Consider the following 18399-nt stretch of genomic DNA (forward strand, 5'->3'; position numbering starts at 1 on the left):
GAGCAGGTGGCGGATGCCTACAGGGTCAGGGCCTTCTCGATGAGAGCCGTCTGCTCCTGTGCGCTGCGCTTGTTGGAACCGGTCGCGGGCGACGCCGACGCCGGACGCGACGACACCGACAGCGCACGGCCACCGAGGTGGCGCGGCAGTTCCAGACCGATGAACGGCCAGGCGCCCTGGTTCTCCGGCTCCTCCTGCACCCACATGACCTCAGCGTTCGGGTACTCATCGAGCACCGCGGTCAACTGGGCGGCGGGCAGCGGGTAGTACTGCTCGAGACGCACGAGGGCGACATCCGTCTGGCCGCGCTTCTCGACCTCGGTCTTGAGGTCGTAGTGCAGCTTGCCGGCGTGCAGCAGCACGCGCTTCACAGCAGCCTTGTCGGTGACGAGGGCGTCGTCGATCACCGGCTCGAAGCGGCCCGACGTGAAGTCGGCGACCTCGCTGGTCGCGCCGCGCAGACGCAGCATCGCCTTCGGCGTGAATACCACCAGCGGGCGGCGCGGCCGGGCGTAAGCCTGACGGCGCAGCAGGTGGAAGTACGACGCCGGGGTCGACGGGCGGGCGATGGTCATGTTGTCCTCCGCCGCAAGCTGCAGGAAGCGCTCGATGCGGGCGGACGAGTGGTCCGGGCCCTGGCCTTCGTAGCCGTGGGGGAGCAGCAGCACCACGCTGGAGCGCTGGCCCCACTTCTGTTCGGCGCTCGAGATGAACTCGTCGATGACAGTCTGCGCGCCGTTGGCGAAGTCGCCGAACTGCGCCTCCCACAGCACGAGGGCGTCGGCGCGTTCGACCGAGTAGCCGTACTCGAAGCCCATCGCCGCGTACTCGCTGAGCAGCGAGTCGTACACCCAGAACCGAGCCTGGTTGTCAGCGAGATTTCCAAGCGGCAGCCACTCCTGCCCGTTCACGCGGTCGTGCAGGATCGCGTGGCGCTGCACGAAGGTGCCGCGGCGGGCGTCCTGACCGGCCAGACGCACCGGAGTGCCTTCCAGCAGCAGCGAACCAAGCGCCAGCAACTCGCCGAAGCCCCAGTCGACGCCGCCGTTGCGGCTCATCTCGACGCGCTTCTTCAACATCTGCTGCAGCTTGTTGTGCACGGTGAACCCGGCGGGCGGGTTGTCGTGTGCGTCACCGATCAGCTGGATGACGCTCTCATCGACACCGGTGGTCTCCGGTTCGCCGGCGCTGTCATCCTGCTGCGACTCGGGCCGCTCCAGGTCGCCCACCGCGCCGGTGTCGCCGCTCACTACCGGGATCGAGCCGGTCTGAGCGGCGTGCGTCTCGGCGAAGGCGCGCTCCAGGCGGTCCTGGAAGTCGCGGTGCGCGGCCTCGTACTCCTCGGCGGTGATGTCACCGCGGCCGACGAGGGCCTCGGTGTACAGCGTCCGCACGGAGCGCTTGGCCTCGATCAGGTTGTACATCAGCGGCTGCGTCATCGAGGGGTCGTCGCCCTCGTTGTGGCCCCTACGGCGGTAGCAGACGAGATCGATGACGACGTCGCGCTTGAACTCCTGGCGGTACTTGAACGCCAGCTCGGCCACCCGCACCACGGACTCCGGGTCATCGCCGTTGACGTGGAAGATCGGTGCCTGGATGGTCTTCGCGACATCGGTCGAGTAGATCGAGCTGCGGCCCTCGCCGGGAGGGGTGGTGAAGCCGACCTGGTTGTTGATGACCAAGTGGATGGTGCCGCCGGTGCGGTAACCGCGCAGCTGCGACATCTGCAGGGTCTCGACCACGATGCCCTGACCGGCCATCGCGGCGTCGCCGTGCACCAGGATCGGCAGCACCGTGAACGAGCCGACCGGCTTGCGGTCCTGCTTGGCGCGGACGATGCCCTCGAGCACGCCGTCGACGGCTTCGAGGTGCGACGGGTTAGCGGCCAGGTAGACCGGGATCTCCTTGCCGGAGGCGGCCTTGAAGGTGCCCTCGGTGCCGAGGTGGTACTTCACATCGCCGGAGCCCTGCACGGTACGCGGGTCCTGGGTGCCTTCGAACTCGCGGAAGATCTGACCGTAGGTCTTGCCGGCGATGTTGGTCAGCACGTTCAGACGGCCGCGGTGGGCCATGCCGATGGCGACCTCGTCGAGGCCGGCCTCGGCGGCACCCTGCAGGATCTCGTCGAGCAATGCGATGGTCGACTCGCCGCCCTCGAGGCTGAAGCGCTTCTGCCCGACGTACTTGGTCTGCAGGAAGGTCTCGAACGCCTCGGCTTCGTTGAGCTTGCCGAGCACACGCATCTGCTCGTCGTGCGTCGGCTTCTCGTACTTCTTCTCCAGCTGGTCCTGGAACCACTTGCGCTGGGTCGGGTCCTGGATGTGCATGTACTCGATGCCGATGGTGCGGCAGTACGAGTCGCGGAGCACGCCGAGGATGTCGCGCAGCGGCATGACCCGCTTGCCACCGAAACCGTTGGTGACGAACTCGCGGTCCAGGTCCCAGAAGGTGAGGCCGTGGCTGGCGATGTCGAGGTCGTGGTGAGTGCGCTGCTGGTACTCGAGCGGGTCGATGTCCGCCATCATGTGGCCGCGAACCCGGAACGAATTGATCAGCTCCTGCACGCGAGCGGTCTTGTCGATGCGCTCGGCAACGTCGACACGGATGTCGGCGGCCCAGTGGATCGGGGCGTACGGAATGCGCAGCGCGGCGAAGATGCCCTCGTAGAACCCGTTCTGGCCGATCAGCAGCTCGTGCACCTTCTTCAGGTACTCGCCGGAGCCGGCACCCTGGATGACGCGGTGGTCGTAGGTGCTGGTCAGGGTGATCGTCTTGCCGATGCCGAGTTCGGCGAGGGTCTGCGGCGAGGAGCCCTGGAACTCGGCCGGGTACTCCAGTGCACCGGCGCCGATGATGCACCCGGCGCCCTTCATCAGACGCGGCACCGAGTGCACGGTGCCGATGCCGCCCGGGTTGGTCAGCGAGATCGTGTTGCCCTTGTAGTCCTCAAGGGTCAGCTTGTTGTCGCGGGCGCGCTTGACGACATCCTCATAGGCGGCGAGGAACTCGCCGAAGCCCATGGTGTCGGCGCGCTTGATGCCAGGCACCACGAGGGTGCGCGAGCCATCCGGCTTGGGCAGGTCGATCGCGATGCCGAGGTTGATGTGCGCCGGCGTGACGACCGACGGCTTGCCGTCGACCTCGTCGTAGTAGACGTTCTGGCTGGGGAACTCCTTGAGCGCCTGCACCATCGCCCAGGCGATCAGGTGCGTGAACGACACCTTGCCGCCGCGGGCACGCTTCATGTGGTTGTTGATGACGATCCGGTTGTCGATCATCAGCTTGGCCGGGATGGTGCGCACGCTGGTCGCCGTCGGAACGGTGAGGCTGGCGTCCATGTTGGTCGCGACGGTCTTGGCCACGCCACGGAGCGGGGCGACCACATCCTGCGGCTCTTCGGTGGGAGCGGCAGCCGCCGTCGGCGCCGCCTCCGGTGCCTGAGCCGGAATCGGCTGCGGCTTCGGCTGCACCGAGGTGGTCTTCGCGATCGGGGTGCTGCCGGTGGTGGTCGCGGGCTCAGCGGGCTCGGCCGGCGTGGCGGCTTCGGCGGTCACCTCGGCCGGAATCTGCGGCTCGCCGCCGGTGGCCTGTTCGGCGGCGGCATCCGTCTGATCGCCGGAAGCAGTGGGCCGATAATTCTCCAGAATTGGCCACCACTCCTTGTCCACGGAGTTCTTGTCTGCGACGTACTGTTCGTACATCGCATCAACGAGCCATTCGTTCGCCCCGAACTCGCCCGAGGAACCGTCCCCGGGTACCAGTCCGGCCACTTGGCTTGACACAGCCGACCGCCCACTCTCACAATTCACGTCTTGCAGGATTCCGGGAGTGACCGACGATGGTCACACCGGTGATAAGCCTATTCGGTTCGGATCGCGGCTGCCGACCGGACGGATTGAGGGCTAGCGTTAATTTCATGCAGTTTTACGGTGAAGAGCCGAGCTTTGATCTGACCTATTCCGATGTGTTCCTGGTGCCGAGCCGATCGGACGTCGCCAGTCGTCTTTCGGTCTCGCTCGCTCCCGATGACGGCACCGGGGCGACCATCCCGATCGTGTCGGCAAACATGAACTCGGTCACCGGCCCGCGCCTGGCCGCAACGCTCGCCCGTCGCGGTGGACTCGGCGTGCTGCCGCAGGACACTCCGCTGCAGGAGCTGGACGCCGCGATCCGCTGGGTCAAGGAGCAGCCCGTGTACTGCGACACCCCGCTGGTGTTCCGGCCGGAGGACACCGTCGAAGAGGCGTTGCGCTGGCTGCCGGCGATCGACGGACAGGGACTGGTGCTGCGTGACCAGCACGGCGAGTACGTCGGCTGCCTGCCGGCGGCGCAACTGGCGCATGCCGGATCGGACGCTCAGCTCGGCGACCTGGTGCGTGGCTCGCTCACCGCGATCGATGTCGAGGATGTCAGTGACCCGCGCGCCGCGTTCGACCTCATGGTCGAGGCGGAGATCGACTTCGCCCCGGTCATGCGGCATGGCCAGGTGGTCGGCACGCTCAGCCGCACGAGCGCGCTGCGCGGAACGCTATACCGGCCGGTGGTCGACGGTGCCGGCCGACTCAAGGTGGCCGCCGCGATCGGTATCAACGGGGATGCCGCCGAGAAGGCGAAGGCGCTTGCCGCCGCGGGTGTCGACGTTCTCGTCATCGACACGGCGCACGGCCATCAGGAGGGGATGCTCCGCGCGCTGCGTGCCGTCGCCGAGCTCGATCTCGGCATCCCGCTGGTCGCCGGCAACATCGTCACCTCGGACGGGGTCGCCGATCTCGTCGACGCGGGGGCATCGATCCTCAAGGTGGGTGTCGGCCCGGGCGCGATGTGCACCACCCGGATGATGACCGCCGTCGGGCGTCCGCAGTTCTCGGCCGTCCTCGAAACGGCGGAGGCCGCCCGCGAGGTCGGTGCCCACGTCTGGGCGGACGGCGGGGTGCGCTACCCGCGCGACGTGGCACTCGCGCTGGCTGCGGGCGCGGCATCCGTGATGATCGGTTCCTGGTTTGCCGGCACCATCGAGGCGCCGGGCACCCTCGAGACCGACGGCGAGGGTCGCCTGTACAAGGAGAGCTGGGGGATGGCGTCCACTCGAGCGGTCAAGGAACGATTCGCCCGGCTGGATGCCTACGAGCTGGCCCGCAAGAAGCTGTTCGCCGAAGGCATCTCCAGCTCGCGGATCTACATCGACCCGTTGCGTCCGTCGGTGGAGGACCTGCTCGACATGATCACCTCGGGAGTGCGCTCCTCCTTTACCTACGCCGGTGCCGCGACGCTGCCGGAGTTCCGCGAGCGGGCCCTGGTCGGGCTGCAGTCGGCGTCGGGCTATGAGGAGGGCAAGGCGCTGCCGGTCTCCTGGTAGCGATCAACGTCATCGGCGGCGAGCTCAGCCAGGGTCTCGGGGGAGAAGTGCGGGTTATCGGTGTCGATCATCATTCCGCAGGACTTTCTACCGAAACGCTGCCACCGGATCGCATGACACGCCGGAGGCCTGTCAGAAAGTCCTGCTGAATGCAGCGGAAGCTGGCCGATCGTGCACGCCCCGGCCTCCTGCCCGCGCTCTCAGCAGCGCCCGGCCGTCGGCTGGCTATAATCGTCGGATCATGGATGACCCTCCGTCTAGTACGCCAGCGCCCTCCCTTGAGCAGGAAGCCTCCGACGAGGCCGCACCCGCTCATCATCGCCAGCCGGTGAGCGGAGGTCGGCATGCCAACTGAGCTGCTCCTGCTGCTCATCGGCACCGTGTTGACCATCGGCACCGGCTTGTTCGTCGCCTCCGAGTTCTCCTTGGTGAACCTCGACCGGGCGGACCTCGAAGCACGTCAGGCGCGCGGCGAAACGCGCCTCGGCATGACTATCGCCGCGCTCAAGATCACCTCGACGCACCTGTCGAGCGCACAGCTCGGCATCACCATCACCACGCTGCTCACCGGCTACACACTGGAACCGGCGTTCAGCAGCCTGCTGCGCGGCCCGCTCCTCGCGGTCGGCCTGCCCGAGTCGATCGTGCCCGGCGTAGGGGCGATCGTCGCGGTGACGATCGCGACGCTGCTCTCCATGATCATCGGCGAACTGGTGCCGAAGAACTTCGCGCTGGCGCTGCCGCTGGCCACGGCCAAGATCGTCATCCCGTTCCAGGCGGCGTTCACCTTCGTCTTCAAACCGGCTGTGGCGTTGTTGAACAACACCGCGAACGGCATCCTCCGCGCGATGGGCGTTGAGCCGAAGGAAGAACTCAGCGGTGCCCGCACCGCCGAGGAACTCAGCTCACTGGTGCGCCGATCCGCGACCCAGGGCAGTCTTGAGGCGGACACGGCAACCCTGCTCGCGCGCACCCTGGCGTTCTCCGACCACACCGCGAGCGACGTGATGATCCCGCGGCCGCGGGTGCACAGTGTCCGCCGGGCGGACAGCGCCGAAATGGTGATCGAGCTGACCCGCAAGACGGGTTTCTCCCGCTTCCCGGTCACCGACGACGGCATCGACGATGTGGTCGGGCTGGTGCACGTCAAGCAGGCGATCGCCGTTCCGCGTGAGAAGCGGGCGGATGTCCCGGTCTCCGCACTGCAGACCGACGCGTTGCGCGTGCCCGAGACCATCAAGCTCGACTCGCTGCTCGGTGAGGTCCGCGGCCGCGGCTACCAGATGGCCATCGTCGTCGACGAATATGGCGGCACCGCAGGCATCGTCACCCTCGAGGATCTGGTCGAGGAACTGGTCGGCGAGGTCTCCGACGAGCATGACCGGTCCCGACCGGACGTGGTGCGCAGCCGCGACTGGCTCACCTTCCCCGGCAGCCTGCGCCCGGATGAGTTGCGCGAGCGCGCCGGCGTCACCGTTCCCGAGGAGGGCCCGTACGAGACCGTCGCCGGCTTCATCATGAGTGAGCTCGGGCGCATCCCGATTGTCGGCGATACCGTCCAGATCGATGCCGGGATCCTCCGCGTCGAACGCATGGACGGCCGTCGTATCGACCGGCTGCGCTTCACGCCGACGCCGGCCGACGAGCAGGAGGAGAACCGATGACCGCCGCCGACTGGTGGGGAATCGGATGGCTCGCCATCCTGCTGTTGGTGAACGCTTTCTTCGTCGGCGCCGAGTTCGCGGTGATCTCAGCCCGACGCTCGCAGATCGAGCCCAAGGCCGAGGCCGGCTCCCGCGCGGCGAAGACCGCTCTCTGGGCGATGGAGCATGCGACGCTCATGCTGGCCACCAGTCAGCTCGGCATCACCGTGTGTTCCCTGCTGATCCTGAACGTCTCGGAACCGGCGATCCACCACCTGCTCGAGATTCCGTTCGCGTACACCGGCTGGTCACCCCAGGTGATCGGCACGGTCTCGTTCATCATCGCGCTGCTGCTGGTGTCGTACCTGCACGTGGTGTTCGGCGAGATGGTGCCGAAGAACCTGGCGTTCTCGTTGCCTGATCGTGCCGCGCTGCTGCTGGCCCCGCCGCTGGTCTTCATCGCCCGGGTGTTCAAGCCGGTCATCGTCAGCCTCAACGCGATCGCCAATGGCGTGCTGCGGCTGTTCCGCGTGCAGCCGAAGAGCGAGGCGACGAGCGCCTTCACCCTCGACGAGGTGGCGAGCATCGTCAAGACCTCGACGCGGGAGGGCGTGCTCAGCGACACCACTGGAGCGCTCACTGCCGCGTTCGAGTTCACCGAGAAGCAGGTGAAGGATGTCGCGCTCGGCATGGACAAGCTCGTCACGCTGCCCGAGGATGCCACCCCGGCGGATGTCGAGCGTGCCGTCGCCCACCGCGGATTCAGCCGGTACGTCCTGGTTGACGACAGCGGCGAGCCGACCGGGTACCTGCACGTCAAGGACGTGATCGACCTCGAGGAGGACGAGTTCACCGAGCCGGTTCCGCCGAAACGCATCCGGCAACTGATCTCGGTCTACCGCGGCCAGGACCTCGAGGACGCGCTGGCGACCATGCGCCGCAACGGCGTGCACGTGGCCAGGGCATTCGACGAGGAGGGCTACACGCGCGGAGTGCTGTTCCTCGAGGACATCATCGAGGAACTCGTCGGCGAGGTGCAGGACGCCACCCGGCGCCGCTGACCCTTATCGCTGATCGAGCCTGTCGAGATCTCGGCCAGCGGCCAGCGATCAGCGATCAGCGGTTACCGCGCCCGCAGGTACTGGTCGGGCCAGTAGTCAATCTCGACTCCGAGGTCGATCGAGGCCTGCAGAGCAAAGTGCGGGTTTCGCAGCATCGCTCGGGCGAGCATCACGGCATCCGCCTTGCCGCTGGCGACGATTTCGTTTGCCTGCTGCGGATCGCTGATCAGCCCGACGGCGCTGACCGGCACGGATGCCGCCGACTTGACGTGCTCGGCGAACGGAACCTGGTAGCCGGGCTCCAGCGGGATGTTCGCCTGGGCGAGGATGCCGCCGGTTGAGACGTCGAAGAAATCGGCCCCGGCAGCCTGAGCCCAGCCGGCAACGATCGACGTCTGCTCCACATCCCAGCCGCCGTCCTCGGCCCAGTCGGTGGCTGACAGTCGCACGAACAGCGGAACCTTCTCGCCCGCCTCCGCGCGCACCGCGGCGACCACCTCGAGCAGCAGCCGGGCGCGGTTCTCGAGCGAGCCGCCGTATTCGTCGTTCCGGTCGTTCGCGAGTGGCGACAAGAACTGGTGAATCAGGTAACCATGCGCTCCGTGCACCTCGAGCACGTCGAAGCCGGCATCCAGCGCCCGCCTGGCCGCCCGGCGGAACGCCTCGACAACCTCGGCAACCTGGGCCTGGGTGAGCGGCGTCGGAGTGTCGTAGCGGCCGAACGGGACTGCCGATGGAGCCATCGCCGTCCAGCCGCCCTCGGCTGCTGGGACGGTTCCCCGCACCGGTGACCACGGCCGGTAACTGGATGCCTTCCGGCCCGCGTGGCCAAGCTGCATGCCGATGGTGCCACCCTGTGCATGCACAAAGTCCACGATCGGTGCCCAGGCGTCCCGGTGCGCGTCGCTCCAGATGCCGGCGTCCTCCGGGGCGATCCGCCCCTCGGGCAGCACCGCTGTGGCCTCGGTGAAGATCAGGCCCGCCCCACCCGTGGCGAACGAGCCCAGATGAACGAGGTGCCAGGTGTTCGGCATTCCGTCAACCGCCGAGTACTGGCACATCGGTGACACCCAGATTCGGTTGCGGAGGGTGGTCTGTCGGATGCTCAGGGGGCTGAACAGATGCACGGCTTCAAACTATCGTGGATGAATGGTCACCTTGTTCACGGCCGTCGACGCCGCCGAGCTCATCGTCGTGCCGACCGAACAGGACGACAAGTATTCGCGCGGCGTCCTGGGAGTGCTGACCGGGTCCGTCACCTACCCCGGCGCCGCGGTGCTCTCGGTGGAGGCAGCGCTGCGCACCGGCGTCGGCATGGTGCGCTATCTCGGCCCGAGCCGGGCACGGCGCCTAGTGCTTGCCCGACGACCCGAGGTCGTCACCGTCGACGGCCGGGTGCAGGCGTGGCTGTGCGGCAGCGGCATGGATCAGACCGACCGGCACCGCGCGGTCACCGCCCGGCTGAGTGAGGCGATCGACACCGGCGTTCCGCTGGTCCTCGACGCCGGCGCGCTCGACCTGGTCCCGCAGTCGGTCGGCCCGACGGTGCTCACGCCGCACGCGGGGGAGCTGGCTCTGCTGCTCGGCGTGGACAGGGCGGATGTCACGGCCGACCCCGTGACGTTCGCCACCCGCGCGGCCGACGAATTCGCGGTCACTGTGCTGCTGAAGGGGCACACCACCTACGTGGTGGGGGCCGGTGCGGCGTTCGAGGTGCGCTCGGCGCCGACCTGGCTGGCGACTGCGGGCGCAGGGGATGCCCTCGGCGGGATCCTTGGCGCGCTGGTCGCCACGCACGCCGCCGCCATCCACGCGGACAAGGCGGTGCTTCCGCGGCTGGCGGCCACGGCATCCGTCATCCACGGCCTTGCCGCCACCCGGGCAAGCGGCGGCGGACCGTTCACGGTGCTCGACCTCGCCGAGGCCATTCCGGCCACGATCGTCGACCTGCTTGCGCTCCGGGACATCGCCGGCTGAGTGGGGTTGTGTCAGGCTGGAGGCATCCGAATCTAGGAGTGATCCCATGCTTGTCGCCTTCTCTGTCGCCCCGAGCGGCGCCCCCTCCGCGGGAGACTCACTGCACGACGCAGTGGCCGCGGCCGTGAAGGTGGTGCGCGAATCCGGCCTGCCCAATCAGACCGACTCGATGTTCACCACGATCGAGGGGGAGTGGGACGAGGTCTTCGACGTCATCAAGCGTGCGACCGAGGCCGCAGGCCGCTACGGCACCCGGGTTTCGCTGGTGCTTAAGGCCGACATCCGTTCCGGACGCACCGGCGAGATGACCGCGAAGGTCGAGCGCCTGGAGGCGGCCCTGGACCGCCAGAACGACCCGCAGGCGCCGACCGGCGGCTCGGACTAAATTGCTCACCGTTGATCGGGCTTGCCGAGATCTCGACCGGCTCGATCCGCGGGGAGGGCTCGATCCGCGGGGCAGGCTCGATCCGCGGTGGCGGCTAAACGCTAGAACGCGGCGGGACCGTCGGTCGGCGTGAGGATGCCGTCCTGGATCGCCCGCTTCCGCAGGGCGACCTTGGTGCCGACGTCTATTCCGGCGACGCGGTACTTCTCGCGGATCCGCTTCAGGTAGCTCTTGGCCGTCTCCTCGGAGATCGACAGCTGGTAGGCAACCGCCTTGACCGGCTCTCCACCACCGTAGAGCGCCATCACCCGGCGCTCCTGGGCACTCAGCCGCGGGGCACCGCCGATGGTGTTGGCGTTCAGGGCCAGGTCGAGCTCGGCTGACACGAATGACTCACCGGAGTATGCGGCACGGATCGCCTCGGCGATCATCGAGGCATCCTCGGTCTTCACCAGATAGCCGAGCGCACCGGCAGCCAGTGCCTCGCGCACCAGGTTCGGCTCGGAGTAGGTGCTCATCAGCACGACCTTCACGCCGGCGCCGCGCAGTGCGGAGATCTTCACCGACACCGGGATGTTGTCCTTGAGGTCGAGGTCGAGCAGCACGACATCGACCGGGAAGTCGGGGTGCGCGATCAGCTCAGGCCAGGTGGCGACGGCGGCGACCATCTCGATGTCGTTGGCCGCGTTCCGGATCCACTCCGTGAGCGCACCGAGCAGCATGCGGTGATCATCGACAATGGCCAGACGGATGTTTGATCCGGGATCCGACACGAGTTCCCCCTCTAGTTCCTGCATTAGGTTATCGGCTCAGCCGAGGTGCGCGTGCTCACTGGCTTGCCGGGTTCTCGACGAGGCATTCGATCTCGACGTCCAGCCCAGTGTTCTGGGACACGGTGTAGTTGCCAACCCGACTGATCGCTCCCCAGGTCGATGGCTCGATCCGGTTGCGGCTGACGCCGGTGATCGTCATCCGGATCGGAACCACCAGGCGATGTCCGACCGCGGTTTGGGTGGTGCGATTCACCGGACCCAGCTGCAGTTCGATTTTCCGATTGCCGGATGTCGCGGGGCTTTCGCTCAGCAGCATCCACACTGCCGACAGCAGGCCGTCGCGTTGGACCGGGTCGAGCAGTCCGGCGAGGCTGCCCTGGTCGGTCAGGGTGACCGACCGGCCGAGCAGCTCCGACTCGGTGACGGCGTGGTGCAGCCAGGTTTCACGCCTGCCCTCGATCAGGTGCAATCGCAGTTCGGTCGCCAGTGAGGCCGCCTGCGAGGCGATAGCCGGCTCGAGGGGCAGCGTCACCCGTCCGGTCGCGACCGACTCGAGCAGTTTCTCGGCGGCGAGGTCGAGGCGGGCCAGCTCTTCCGAGGCGAGCATGCCGACCGCATACCTGGGTGCCGACACCGTGCTCTGCACGAGCACCCGGTCCAGCTCGACCTGCACCATCCGGCGGAACCCGCGGACCACGAGCACCCCGATCACGGCGGGCAGCACGACGAGGCTGACCACGGTGATCTGCCGGGGGAGCGACTCGGAGTCCAGGGGCGTGGTCAACACGATCGCGATGATGAAGGCGGCGCCGAAGATCGCGGCGACGGTGATCACCTCGGCGGGCTTGCGCAGCGTGATCGCGAACAGCAAGCCGAAGCCGGCCGAAACCGATGCGGTGGCGTACCCGCCGATGTCACCAAGCGGCCAGATCGCGATGAAATCGAGCGCCACGATGGCGGCGAGGGCGAGCACCAGTGCCCCGAAGAGCCAGGTCGGCAGCCGCTCGCCGACGGTACGGAAAACAATGATCGCGCCGACGAAGACGGCGGCGAAAAGCAGCCAGGCGAACGCGGCCGGCGCTCCCTGCGGGTAGGCGCCGAAGTGGCTGAGGAACACCCCGAAGCCGAACAGTGCCTGCACCGCGCAGACGATGCCCGCGCCCATTCCGAGGTGGGCGGTGCCCAGCGTGGCGCCGCTCTGGGTGGCCTGGCGAACCGCCCTGGGCACGCGGGAGAGCGTGCCGCGGCCGCGCTTGCCGATCACCACGCCGAGGGTGTTCTCCAGTGGGCTGGTCATCGCGGCACCTCCAGCACGACCGTCGTTCCCTGGCCGGGGGTTGAGAACAACCGGGCGTTGCCGCCGACTTCGCGCAGCCGGCCTACCACCGACTCCCGGAAGCCGAGCTTGTGCTCGTCGATGCCGTGCAGTTCGAAACCCACACCGCTGTCGGTGACCATCGCCCGGACGGTGGTGTCGTCCTCGGTGATGGTGACGTGCGCCTGGGTCACTCCGGAGTGCCGCCGCACGTTCTCCAGGCACTCGGCGAGGGCGAGCAAGAAGGCGTCAAGCACATGCGAGGGCAACAACACCTGCCCGGTGCCATGCCAGCTGACTTCGAGCCCCATCCGGCCGAACCGGTGCTTGACGGACTCGAGGGTCGTGCCGAGCACGGTGTCCTCGACCGATTCCAGTTGGTACTGCCCTGACGAGGTCGGCACCGGCGTTGCGCCGAGCCGTAACTGGCGCAGCAGCCGAGCGTCGTCGGCCGCCTGCTGGGCGAGTGCCTCCTTGGAGACGCCGACCCCGGAATGCGCGAGCAAGGTCAGGGTGGCGAGCACGGTGTCATGCAGCAGGCGGGCACCCTGGCGGCGTTGCGCCTCGGTCTCGCTCGCCTGACGCTCCGCGCGGTGTGCACGGCCGATGTTGTGGATCCGGCGGGCGGCGCGAGGCACCGTGTGGGTGATCCACACTCCGACGAAGGCGAGCAGTATCCAGCCGGTGAGCGCAGCCAGCGCGGCCGACGAGAGCAGTCCGGTGTCGACGCTCACCCACTCGATGAGCAACGTGCTTGCCGTCGCGCTGACGACCAGAAGCAGCATGCGGGGCAGGGTCGCGGTCAACAGCACCGCGAATCCGGCGATGCCACCCGCGGCAAGCGGCGCCAGGGCGGTCGCGAGCGCCGGCTGAGGGGTGGCATCCCACGGAGTGGACGCGACCACCAGGATCGCGAGACCCGCACCCAGCCCGGCGATGAGCCAGAGCATCTGGAACCGGCCGGTCAGTCCGAAGGCCGCCAGGACCAGAATCGCGAACAGCGGCAGCAGGCTCAGGTAGGACTCGATCGGCAGCAGATCGGGAAGGCTCAGGCAGGCGAGAGCGACCGCGGAGCCGCACAGGACGACGAGACGCGCGGTCCGCTGAAGGAGGCGCTCGCGCTCTTTAGTGATCAGTTCCATGGGCTCTCAGAATGCATGAGATCGACTCAACAGCTTATGCTGCCACAGACTGGCACCAGTACTGGGGGTGCCACCCCGATCGTAGTGGATGAGGGTGGCCGACTATCCTTGAATCGAAGAGGGGTGTGCCGAAGAAACTTCAGCGCTGCCACACAATTCACCGCGAGCATTTGGCCCGAACCAGTGCACGCACTGCGAGTTTTCTCGCGCGACCGGGGGGTCATCTGGGGTCGCAGGCCCGCCTGCGGCCCCGACGCATTTCCATGCTCGCTCTGCTCGATCGTGCTGCTTCAGTCGACGGCCATCGGGTCGAGCCAGCCTGCCCGCAACGCGTATTCACGCAGCAGCATCCGGTTGCCCAAATCGATGCCAGTGGCCCGGAACTTGCCGCGCGCCCGCTTCAGGTAGGACTTGACCGTCTCTTCGGTTGTGCCCATCTCGATGGCGACCGCGCGCACGCTGTGCCCGCCCGCGTAGAGCGTCATTGCGCGAAGCTCACGGGCGCCCAGATGTGGCGATCGGATGCCGTCCGGCCGGGATGCCGGCAGGCCCGCCGCCACGCGGATCTCGTCGAGAATCGAACCGACCCCGTCGGTGTGCGGGAACTCCGGGTGCGACACCAGTTCCCGCCAGGCGCTCAGCGTGCCGACGACCGCGACCGACGGCTCGCCGGTGCCGTGCACTCTGACGACGCTGGGTGGTGCGATCTCGGCCATGGGCTCTCCCTGCGAAGCACCCTAGCAAAGCTGACGGGAGTTCGTTAAGCGGTTTCGAGCAGGCGCCTCAGCTGCGTTCCAACCAGGTCGTTCTCAATCAGGAAGCCGTCGTGGCCATAGGGCGAACTGATCACCACGGCGTCGCGTCCGTCGATGTTGCGCGCGAGGTGACGCGCGACGAGCTGCTGGTCGGGCACCGGGAACAGCCGGTCGCTGTCGATGCCGAGCACCAGCGCGTGTGCGGTGACGCGCTCGAGGGCAGCGACGATGCCGCCGCGGCCGCGCCCCACATCGTGGGAGCTCATCGCGTTCACAAGCGTGATGTAGCTGTTCGCGTCGAACCGGCGGGTGAACTTGTTGCCGTGGAAGTCCAGGTAGCTCTCCACGGCGTACACGCCGCCGTCGCCGAGCGGCGAGATGCTCGACTGCCAGCTGCGTTCGAACCGGTCGTTCAACTCGGTCGGCGACCGGTAGTTGAGCAGGGCCATCCGCCTGGCCAGGGCGAGACCGCGGTGCGGGCCGTCGCCGTCGGCGGCGTTGTAGTAGTCGCCGTCGGCGAATGCCGGGTCCATCCGCACTGCCTCGACCTGCACCGAGTTCAGTGCGATCTGGTCGGCACTGGAGATCGCGGGCGCGGCCAGCACGGCGACCCGTTCGACTCGCTCGGGGTGGCCGATGGCCCATTCCAGGGCGTGCATGCCGCCCATCGAGCCGCCGATGACGGCCGCCCAGGTGCCGATGCCGATCGCGTCGGAGAGGGCCGCTTGGGCAGCGACCTGGTCGCGGATGGTGAGGAACGGGAACCGGGGGCCCCACTCCTCGTCGTCCGGGGCGAGCGAGGCCGGGCCGGTGGAGCCCTGGCAGCCTCCGAGCATGTTCGGGGCGACGACGAACCACCGGTCGGTGTCGATCGCGAGACCTGGGCCGACGATTCCTCCCCACCAGCCGGCGGTCGGATGCCCCGGGCCTGAGGGCCCCGCGAGGTGACTGTCGCCGGTCAAGGCGTGCAGCACCAGCACCGCGTTCGAGGCATCCGCGTTCAGCTCACCGAAGGTTTCGTAGGCGATCCGCACCTGCGGAAGCCGCTCGCCGCCCTCGAGGTCGATCGACCCCACCTGCACGAACAACCGCTGGCCGGGATGGTCGCCCTCGCGCCACGCTCCGGATGCGGAAGGCTTGCCCAGCACCGAGCGAATATTGGCGTCGGTAATGAACTCCGAGGGGACGGTGTCTTCCGAAGTCTGCCAATCCATGGTCTAGCCAGTATCGGTGATGCGGATGGCGTGTTACATCCACACCGAATGGTGAACGCCGCCACTCCGAAGAATGGCGGCGTTCGCTTTGCCTCTAGTACCGACCTCGCAGGCTCGGTCGGCGCTGGGGTCGCGCAATCGCTGGCGCGATTGCCTTTAGCTCCACCGCGGTTACGCCGACGCGGCCGCCTTCACGACGTCGCGTGCAGCGCCGAGGCCCGTCTCGAGGTCGGACTTCAGGTCCTCGACGTTCTCCAGTCCGACCGACAGGCGCACCAGGCCCGGGGTCACGCCCGCGGTGAGCTGCTGCTCCGGGGTGAGCTGCGAGTGCGTGGTCGACGCGGGGTGGATGACGAGCGAGCGCACGTCGCCGATGTTCGCCAGGTGGCTGAACAGCTGCAGGCTGTCGACGAACGCGCGGCCGGCGTCGACGCCGCCCTTGAGCTCGAACGACAGCACCGCGCCGACACCCTTCGGGGCGTACTTGTTCGCCGCCGTGTACCACGGGCTGGACGGCAGTCCGGAGTAATTCACCGACGCGATGTCCGGGTGGTTCTCAAGCCACTCGGCGATCGCCTGCGCGTTCTGCACGTGGCGCTCGACCCGCAGGCTGAGCGTCTCGATGCCCTGGATCAGCGAGAACGCGCTGTCCGGCGAGATCGCCGCACCGAGGTCACGCAGCAGCTGCACGCGGGCCTTGATGATGTACGCGATCGAGTCGCCGAGCACGCTGGTGTAGCTGGCCCCGTGGTACGACGGGTCCGGCTCGGTCAGACCGGGGAACTTCTCGACGTTCTTCGACCACTCGAAAGTGCCCCCGTCGACGATGACGCCGCCGATGACGGTGCCGTGGCCGCCGAGGAACTTGGTCGCCGAGTGCACGACGATGTCGGCGCCATGCTCGAACGGACGGATCAGGTACGGCGTCGCGATCGTGTTGTCGACGATCAGCGGCACCCCGCTCTCGTGCGCCACATCGGCGACCGAGCGGATGTCGAGGACGTTGATCCGCGGGTTGCCGATGGTCTCGGCGAAAAACAGTTTCGTGTTCGGGCGGACCGCGCGACGCCACTCGTCCGGGTCGTCCTGGTTCTCGACGAACGTGGTCTCGATTCCGAGCTTCGCGAGCGTGTACTTGAACAGGTTGTAGGTGCCGCCGTAGATCGAGCTCGACGACACGATGTGGTCACCGGCCTGCGCGATGTTCAGCACCGCGTTTGTCGTCGCCGCCTGGCCGGAGGCCAGCAGCAGTGCGGCGGTGCCGCCTTCGAGCGCGGCGACGCGCTTCTCGACGACATCCTGGGTCGGATTCTGGATGCGGGTGTAGATGTTGCCGAACTCGGCCAGGGCGAACAGGTTCTTCGCGTGGTCGGAGTTGTTGAAAACGTACGACGTCGTCTTGTAGATCGGGGTGGCGCGGGCGTTGGTCACCGGGTCGGGTGCCGCGCCTGCGTGGATCTGCAGGGTTTCGAACTTCCAGTCGCTCATGGGTACTCCTCGGGGTTCGTGGGAGCCGGCGACGCGCCCGCTCCCGAGCAACGTTAGGTAGGGCGGTTCACCGGGTCAACGGGTGTGAAACATGGCGTAACCCGGACTCAGGAGCGGCGGGATCCGGTCGGATCGACCCGCGACGATCCGGGCTTCCCACTGTCGTGATCGACAAAGAGCCAGCGTGGTTTCGGCTCGATCAGCGGGCGGAAAATCCTGCGCACCACGGTGGAGGACAGCGCGATCGAAATGGCGATGCAGGCGAGCACCATCCCCACCAGCCACATGGCCGACGAGGTCTCACCGCCGAGCACGCCGGTCTCCCGGATCGGATAGAGCACGAAGCTGTGCAGCAGGTAGACGTACATCGTCGCCTGGCCGAAGTCGGTCATCCAGGTGCGGCTGCGGGGGACGAGTACGAAGAATGCCGCGCTGAGCAGCACGGCCAGCCCGATCAGCGCCAGCCGCAGCAGGGCATCCCACCAGACGACCTCGCCGAGGGCGGCGTAGCTGCGGTCGTAGAAGAACCAGTACCGCAGGTCGAACTCGCGCCAGGCGTCGATGTTGATGATGATCGCCAGCATCCAGCCGGCGAGCACGGCGATCGCTGCGGAACGCACCCACCAGCTGTTCCAGCGGAAGGTGCGCCAGCGTTCCGCCCAGCCCCATTCCTTAATCTTCCAGCCGAGCACGAAGTAGGGCAGGATGCCGATCGCCCGGGCCAGCGAGAAGGTGTGGTCGATGTTCTCGAGATAGCCGACGCCCACCGACAGCAGGACCGCCCACGCGAGCGGCCAACGGATCAGCGACAGGTAGGGGAGCACCAACCGGAAAATGCCGAGGGCGAGCAGGAACCACAGCGTCCAGGACGGCCGGGTCGGGTTCAGTTCGGTCTTGCCCTCGACCAGGAACTGGACGAGCGTCCAGATCGACTCCATGATCACGTAGGGCAGCAGGATGTCGGTGAGGACGCGCTTCATCTGCCGGTTGTTCGGCGGCCCGGGCTTGGAGAAGTACCCACTGATGATCGCGAACGCCGGCATGTGCCAGGCGTAGATGAAAAGGTACAGCGCGAGAGCGGCGTCGCTTTCGGCGGTCAGCCGCTGAATGCCGTGCCCGATCACCACGAGCGTCACGCAGATGAATCGGGCGTTGTCCCACACCGGCACCCGCTTGGTCGGCGTGGGCGCGGTGGCGGTGCGCACCTGCTCAGTCATCGACCCAGATTATCCCCCGTTCGGGGGTGACCTGCCCCGGTCGCCTTCGCCGGATACGGTGGAACCGCAGGAA

The 18399-nt window shown here is 67.6% G+C and carries 14 protein-coding genes; 5 read left to right on the forward strand and 9 right to left on the reverse strand.

Annotated features, from left to right (window positions below; genetic code table 11):
* Positions 1-17: 17 nt before the first annotated feature.
* Entirely contained in the window at positions 18-3782 is a 3765-nt protein-coding gene (locus GO591_RS03275; protein WP_157155501.1) for a multifunctional oxoglutarate decarboxylase/oxoglutarate dehydrogenase thiamine pyrophosphate-binding subunit/dihydrolipoyllysine-residue succinyltransferase subunit, read from the reverse strand.
* Positions 3783-3916: 134 nt separating this feature from the next.
* Here GO591_RS03275 and guaB1 point away from each other — a divergent pair, with 134 nt between their 5' ends.
* The 3 genes from guaB1 to GO591_RS03290 all read left to right on the forward strand — a co-directional run bounded on the left by guaB1 (position 3917) and on the right by GO591_RS03290 (position 8060).
* Complete coding sequence (guaB1, locus tag GO591_RS03280) at positions 3917-5356, forward strand: GMP reductase (protein ID WP_157155502.1); 1440 nt, start codon at positions 3917-3919, stop codon at positions 5354-5356.
* Positions 5357-5700: 344 nt separating this feature from the next.
* Positions 5701-7020 carry a hemolysin family protein gene (locus GO591_RS03285; RefSeq protein ID WP_157155503.1) on the forward strand — a complete coding sequence of 440 codons (1320 nt, stop codon included), beginning with the start codon at positions 5701-5703 and terminating at the stop codon, positions 7018-7020.
* Positions 7017-8060 carry a hemolysin family protein gene (locus GO591_RS03290; protein WP_157155504.1) on the forward strand — a complete coding sequence of 348 codons (1044 nt, stop codon included), beginning with the start codon at positions 7017-7019 and terminating at the stop codon, positions 8058-8060. The genes GO591_RS03285 and GO591_RS03290 overlap by 4 nt, the downstream gene beginning before the upstream one ends.
* Before the next feature lie 62 nt (positions 8061-8122).
* Here the strand turns inward: GO591_RS03290 and GO591_RS03295 are convergent, their stop codons facing one another.
* Positions 8123-9187, reverse strand: coding sequence for an NADH:flavin oxidoreductase/NADH oxidase (locus GO591_RS03295; RefSeq protein WP_157155505.1), 1065 nt, complete (start codon positions 9185-9187; stop codon positions 8123-8125).
* Between the two features lie 22 nt (positions 9188-9209).
* Between GO591_RS03295 and GO591_RS03300 the strand changes: the two genes are divergently transcribed.
* Together GO591_RS03300 and GO591_RS03305 are read left to right on the forward strand one after the other, a co-directional pair.
* The gene (locus tag GO591_RS03300) at positions 9210-10037 is read left to right on the forward strand and encodes an ADP-dependent NAD(P)H-hydrate dehydratase (protein WP_157155506.1); all 828 of its coding nucleotides are present in this window, start codon (positions 9210-9212) and stop codon (positions 10035-10037) included.
* A gap of 46 nt (positions 10038-10083) precedes the next feature.
* Entirely contained in the window at positions 10084-10422 is a 339-nt protein-coding gene (locus tag GO591_RS03305; protein ID WP_157155507.1) for a thiamine-binding protein, read from the forward strand.
* 101 nt (positions 10423-10523) lie between these two features.
* Here the strand turns inward: GO591_RS03305 and GO591_RS03310 are convergent, their stop codons facing one another.
* The 7 genes from GO591_RS03310 to GO591_RS03340 form a co-directional block, all read right to left on the reverse strand.
* Positions 10524-11195 (reverse strand): response regulator transcription factor, encoded by a 672-nt coding sequence (locus GO591_RS03310; RefSeq protein WP_157155508.1) that lies wholly within the window; start codon positions 11193-11195, stop codon positions 10524-10526.
* Positions 11196-11250: 55 nt separating this feature from the next.
* On the reverse strand, positions 11251-12492 hold the full coding sequence (locus tag GO591_RS03315) for a hypothetical protein (RefSeq protein WP_157155509.1): 1242 nt from the start codon (positions 12490-12492) through the stop codon (positions 11251-11253).
* Complete coding sequence (locus GO591_RS03320) at positions 12489-13652, reverse strand: sensor histidine kinase (RefSeq protein WP_157155510.1); 1164 nt, start codon at positions 13650-13652, stop codon at positions 12489-12491. Before GO591_RS03320 ends, GO591_RS03315 begins: the two co-directional genes overlap by 4 nt.
* Positions 13653-13942: 290 nt before the next feature.
* Positions 13943-14368, reverse strand: a complete 426-nt coding sequence (locus GO591_RS03325; protein WP_157155511.1) for a sigma factor-like helix-turn-helix DNA-binding protein — start codon at positions 14366-14368, stop codon at positions 13943-13945.
* A 44-nt stretch (positions 14369-14412) separates the two neighbouring features.
* Positions 14413-15621 (reverse strand): homoserine O-acetyltransferase MetX, encoded by a 1209-nt coding sequence (gene metX / locus GO591_RS03330; protein ID WP_157155512.1) that lies wholly within the window; start codon positions 15619-15621, stop codon positions 14413-14415.
* 171 nt (positions 15622-15792) lie between these two features.
* Entirely contained in the window at positions 15793-17109 is a 1317-nt protein-coding gene (locus GO591_RS03335) for a bifunctional o-acetylhomoserine/o-acetylserine sulfhydrylase (protein ID WP_157155513.1), read from the reverse strand.
* 107 nt (positions 17110-17216) lie between these two features.
* Positions 17217-18326, reverse strand: a complete 1110-nt coding sequence (locus tag GO591_RS03340) for an acyltransferase family protein (RefSeq protein WP_157155514.1) — start codon at positions 18324-18326, stop codon at positions 17217-17219.
* Between the last annotated feature and the right edge of the window lie 73 nt (positions 18327-18399).

The organism is Diaminobutyricimonas sp. LJ205 (assembly GCF_009755725.1).
Lineage (GTDB): Bacteria > Actinomycetota > Actinomycetes > Actinomycetales > Microbacteriaceae > Ruicaihuangia.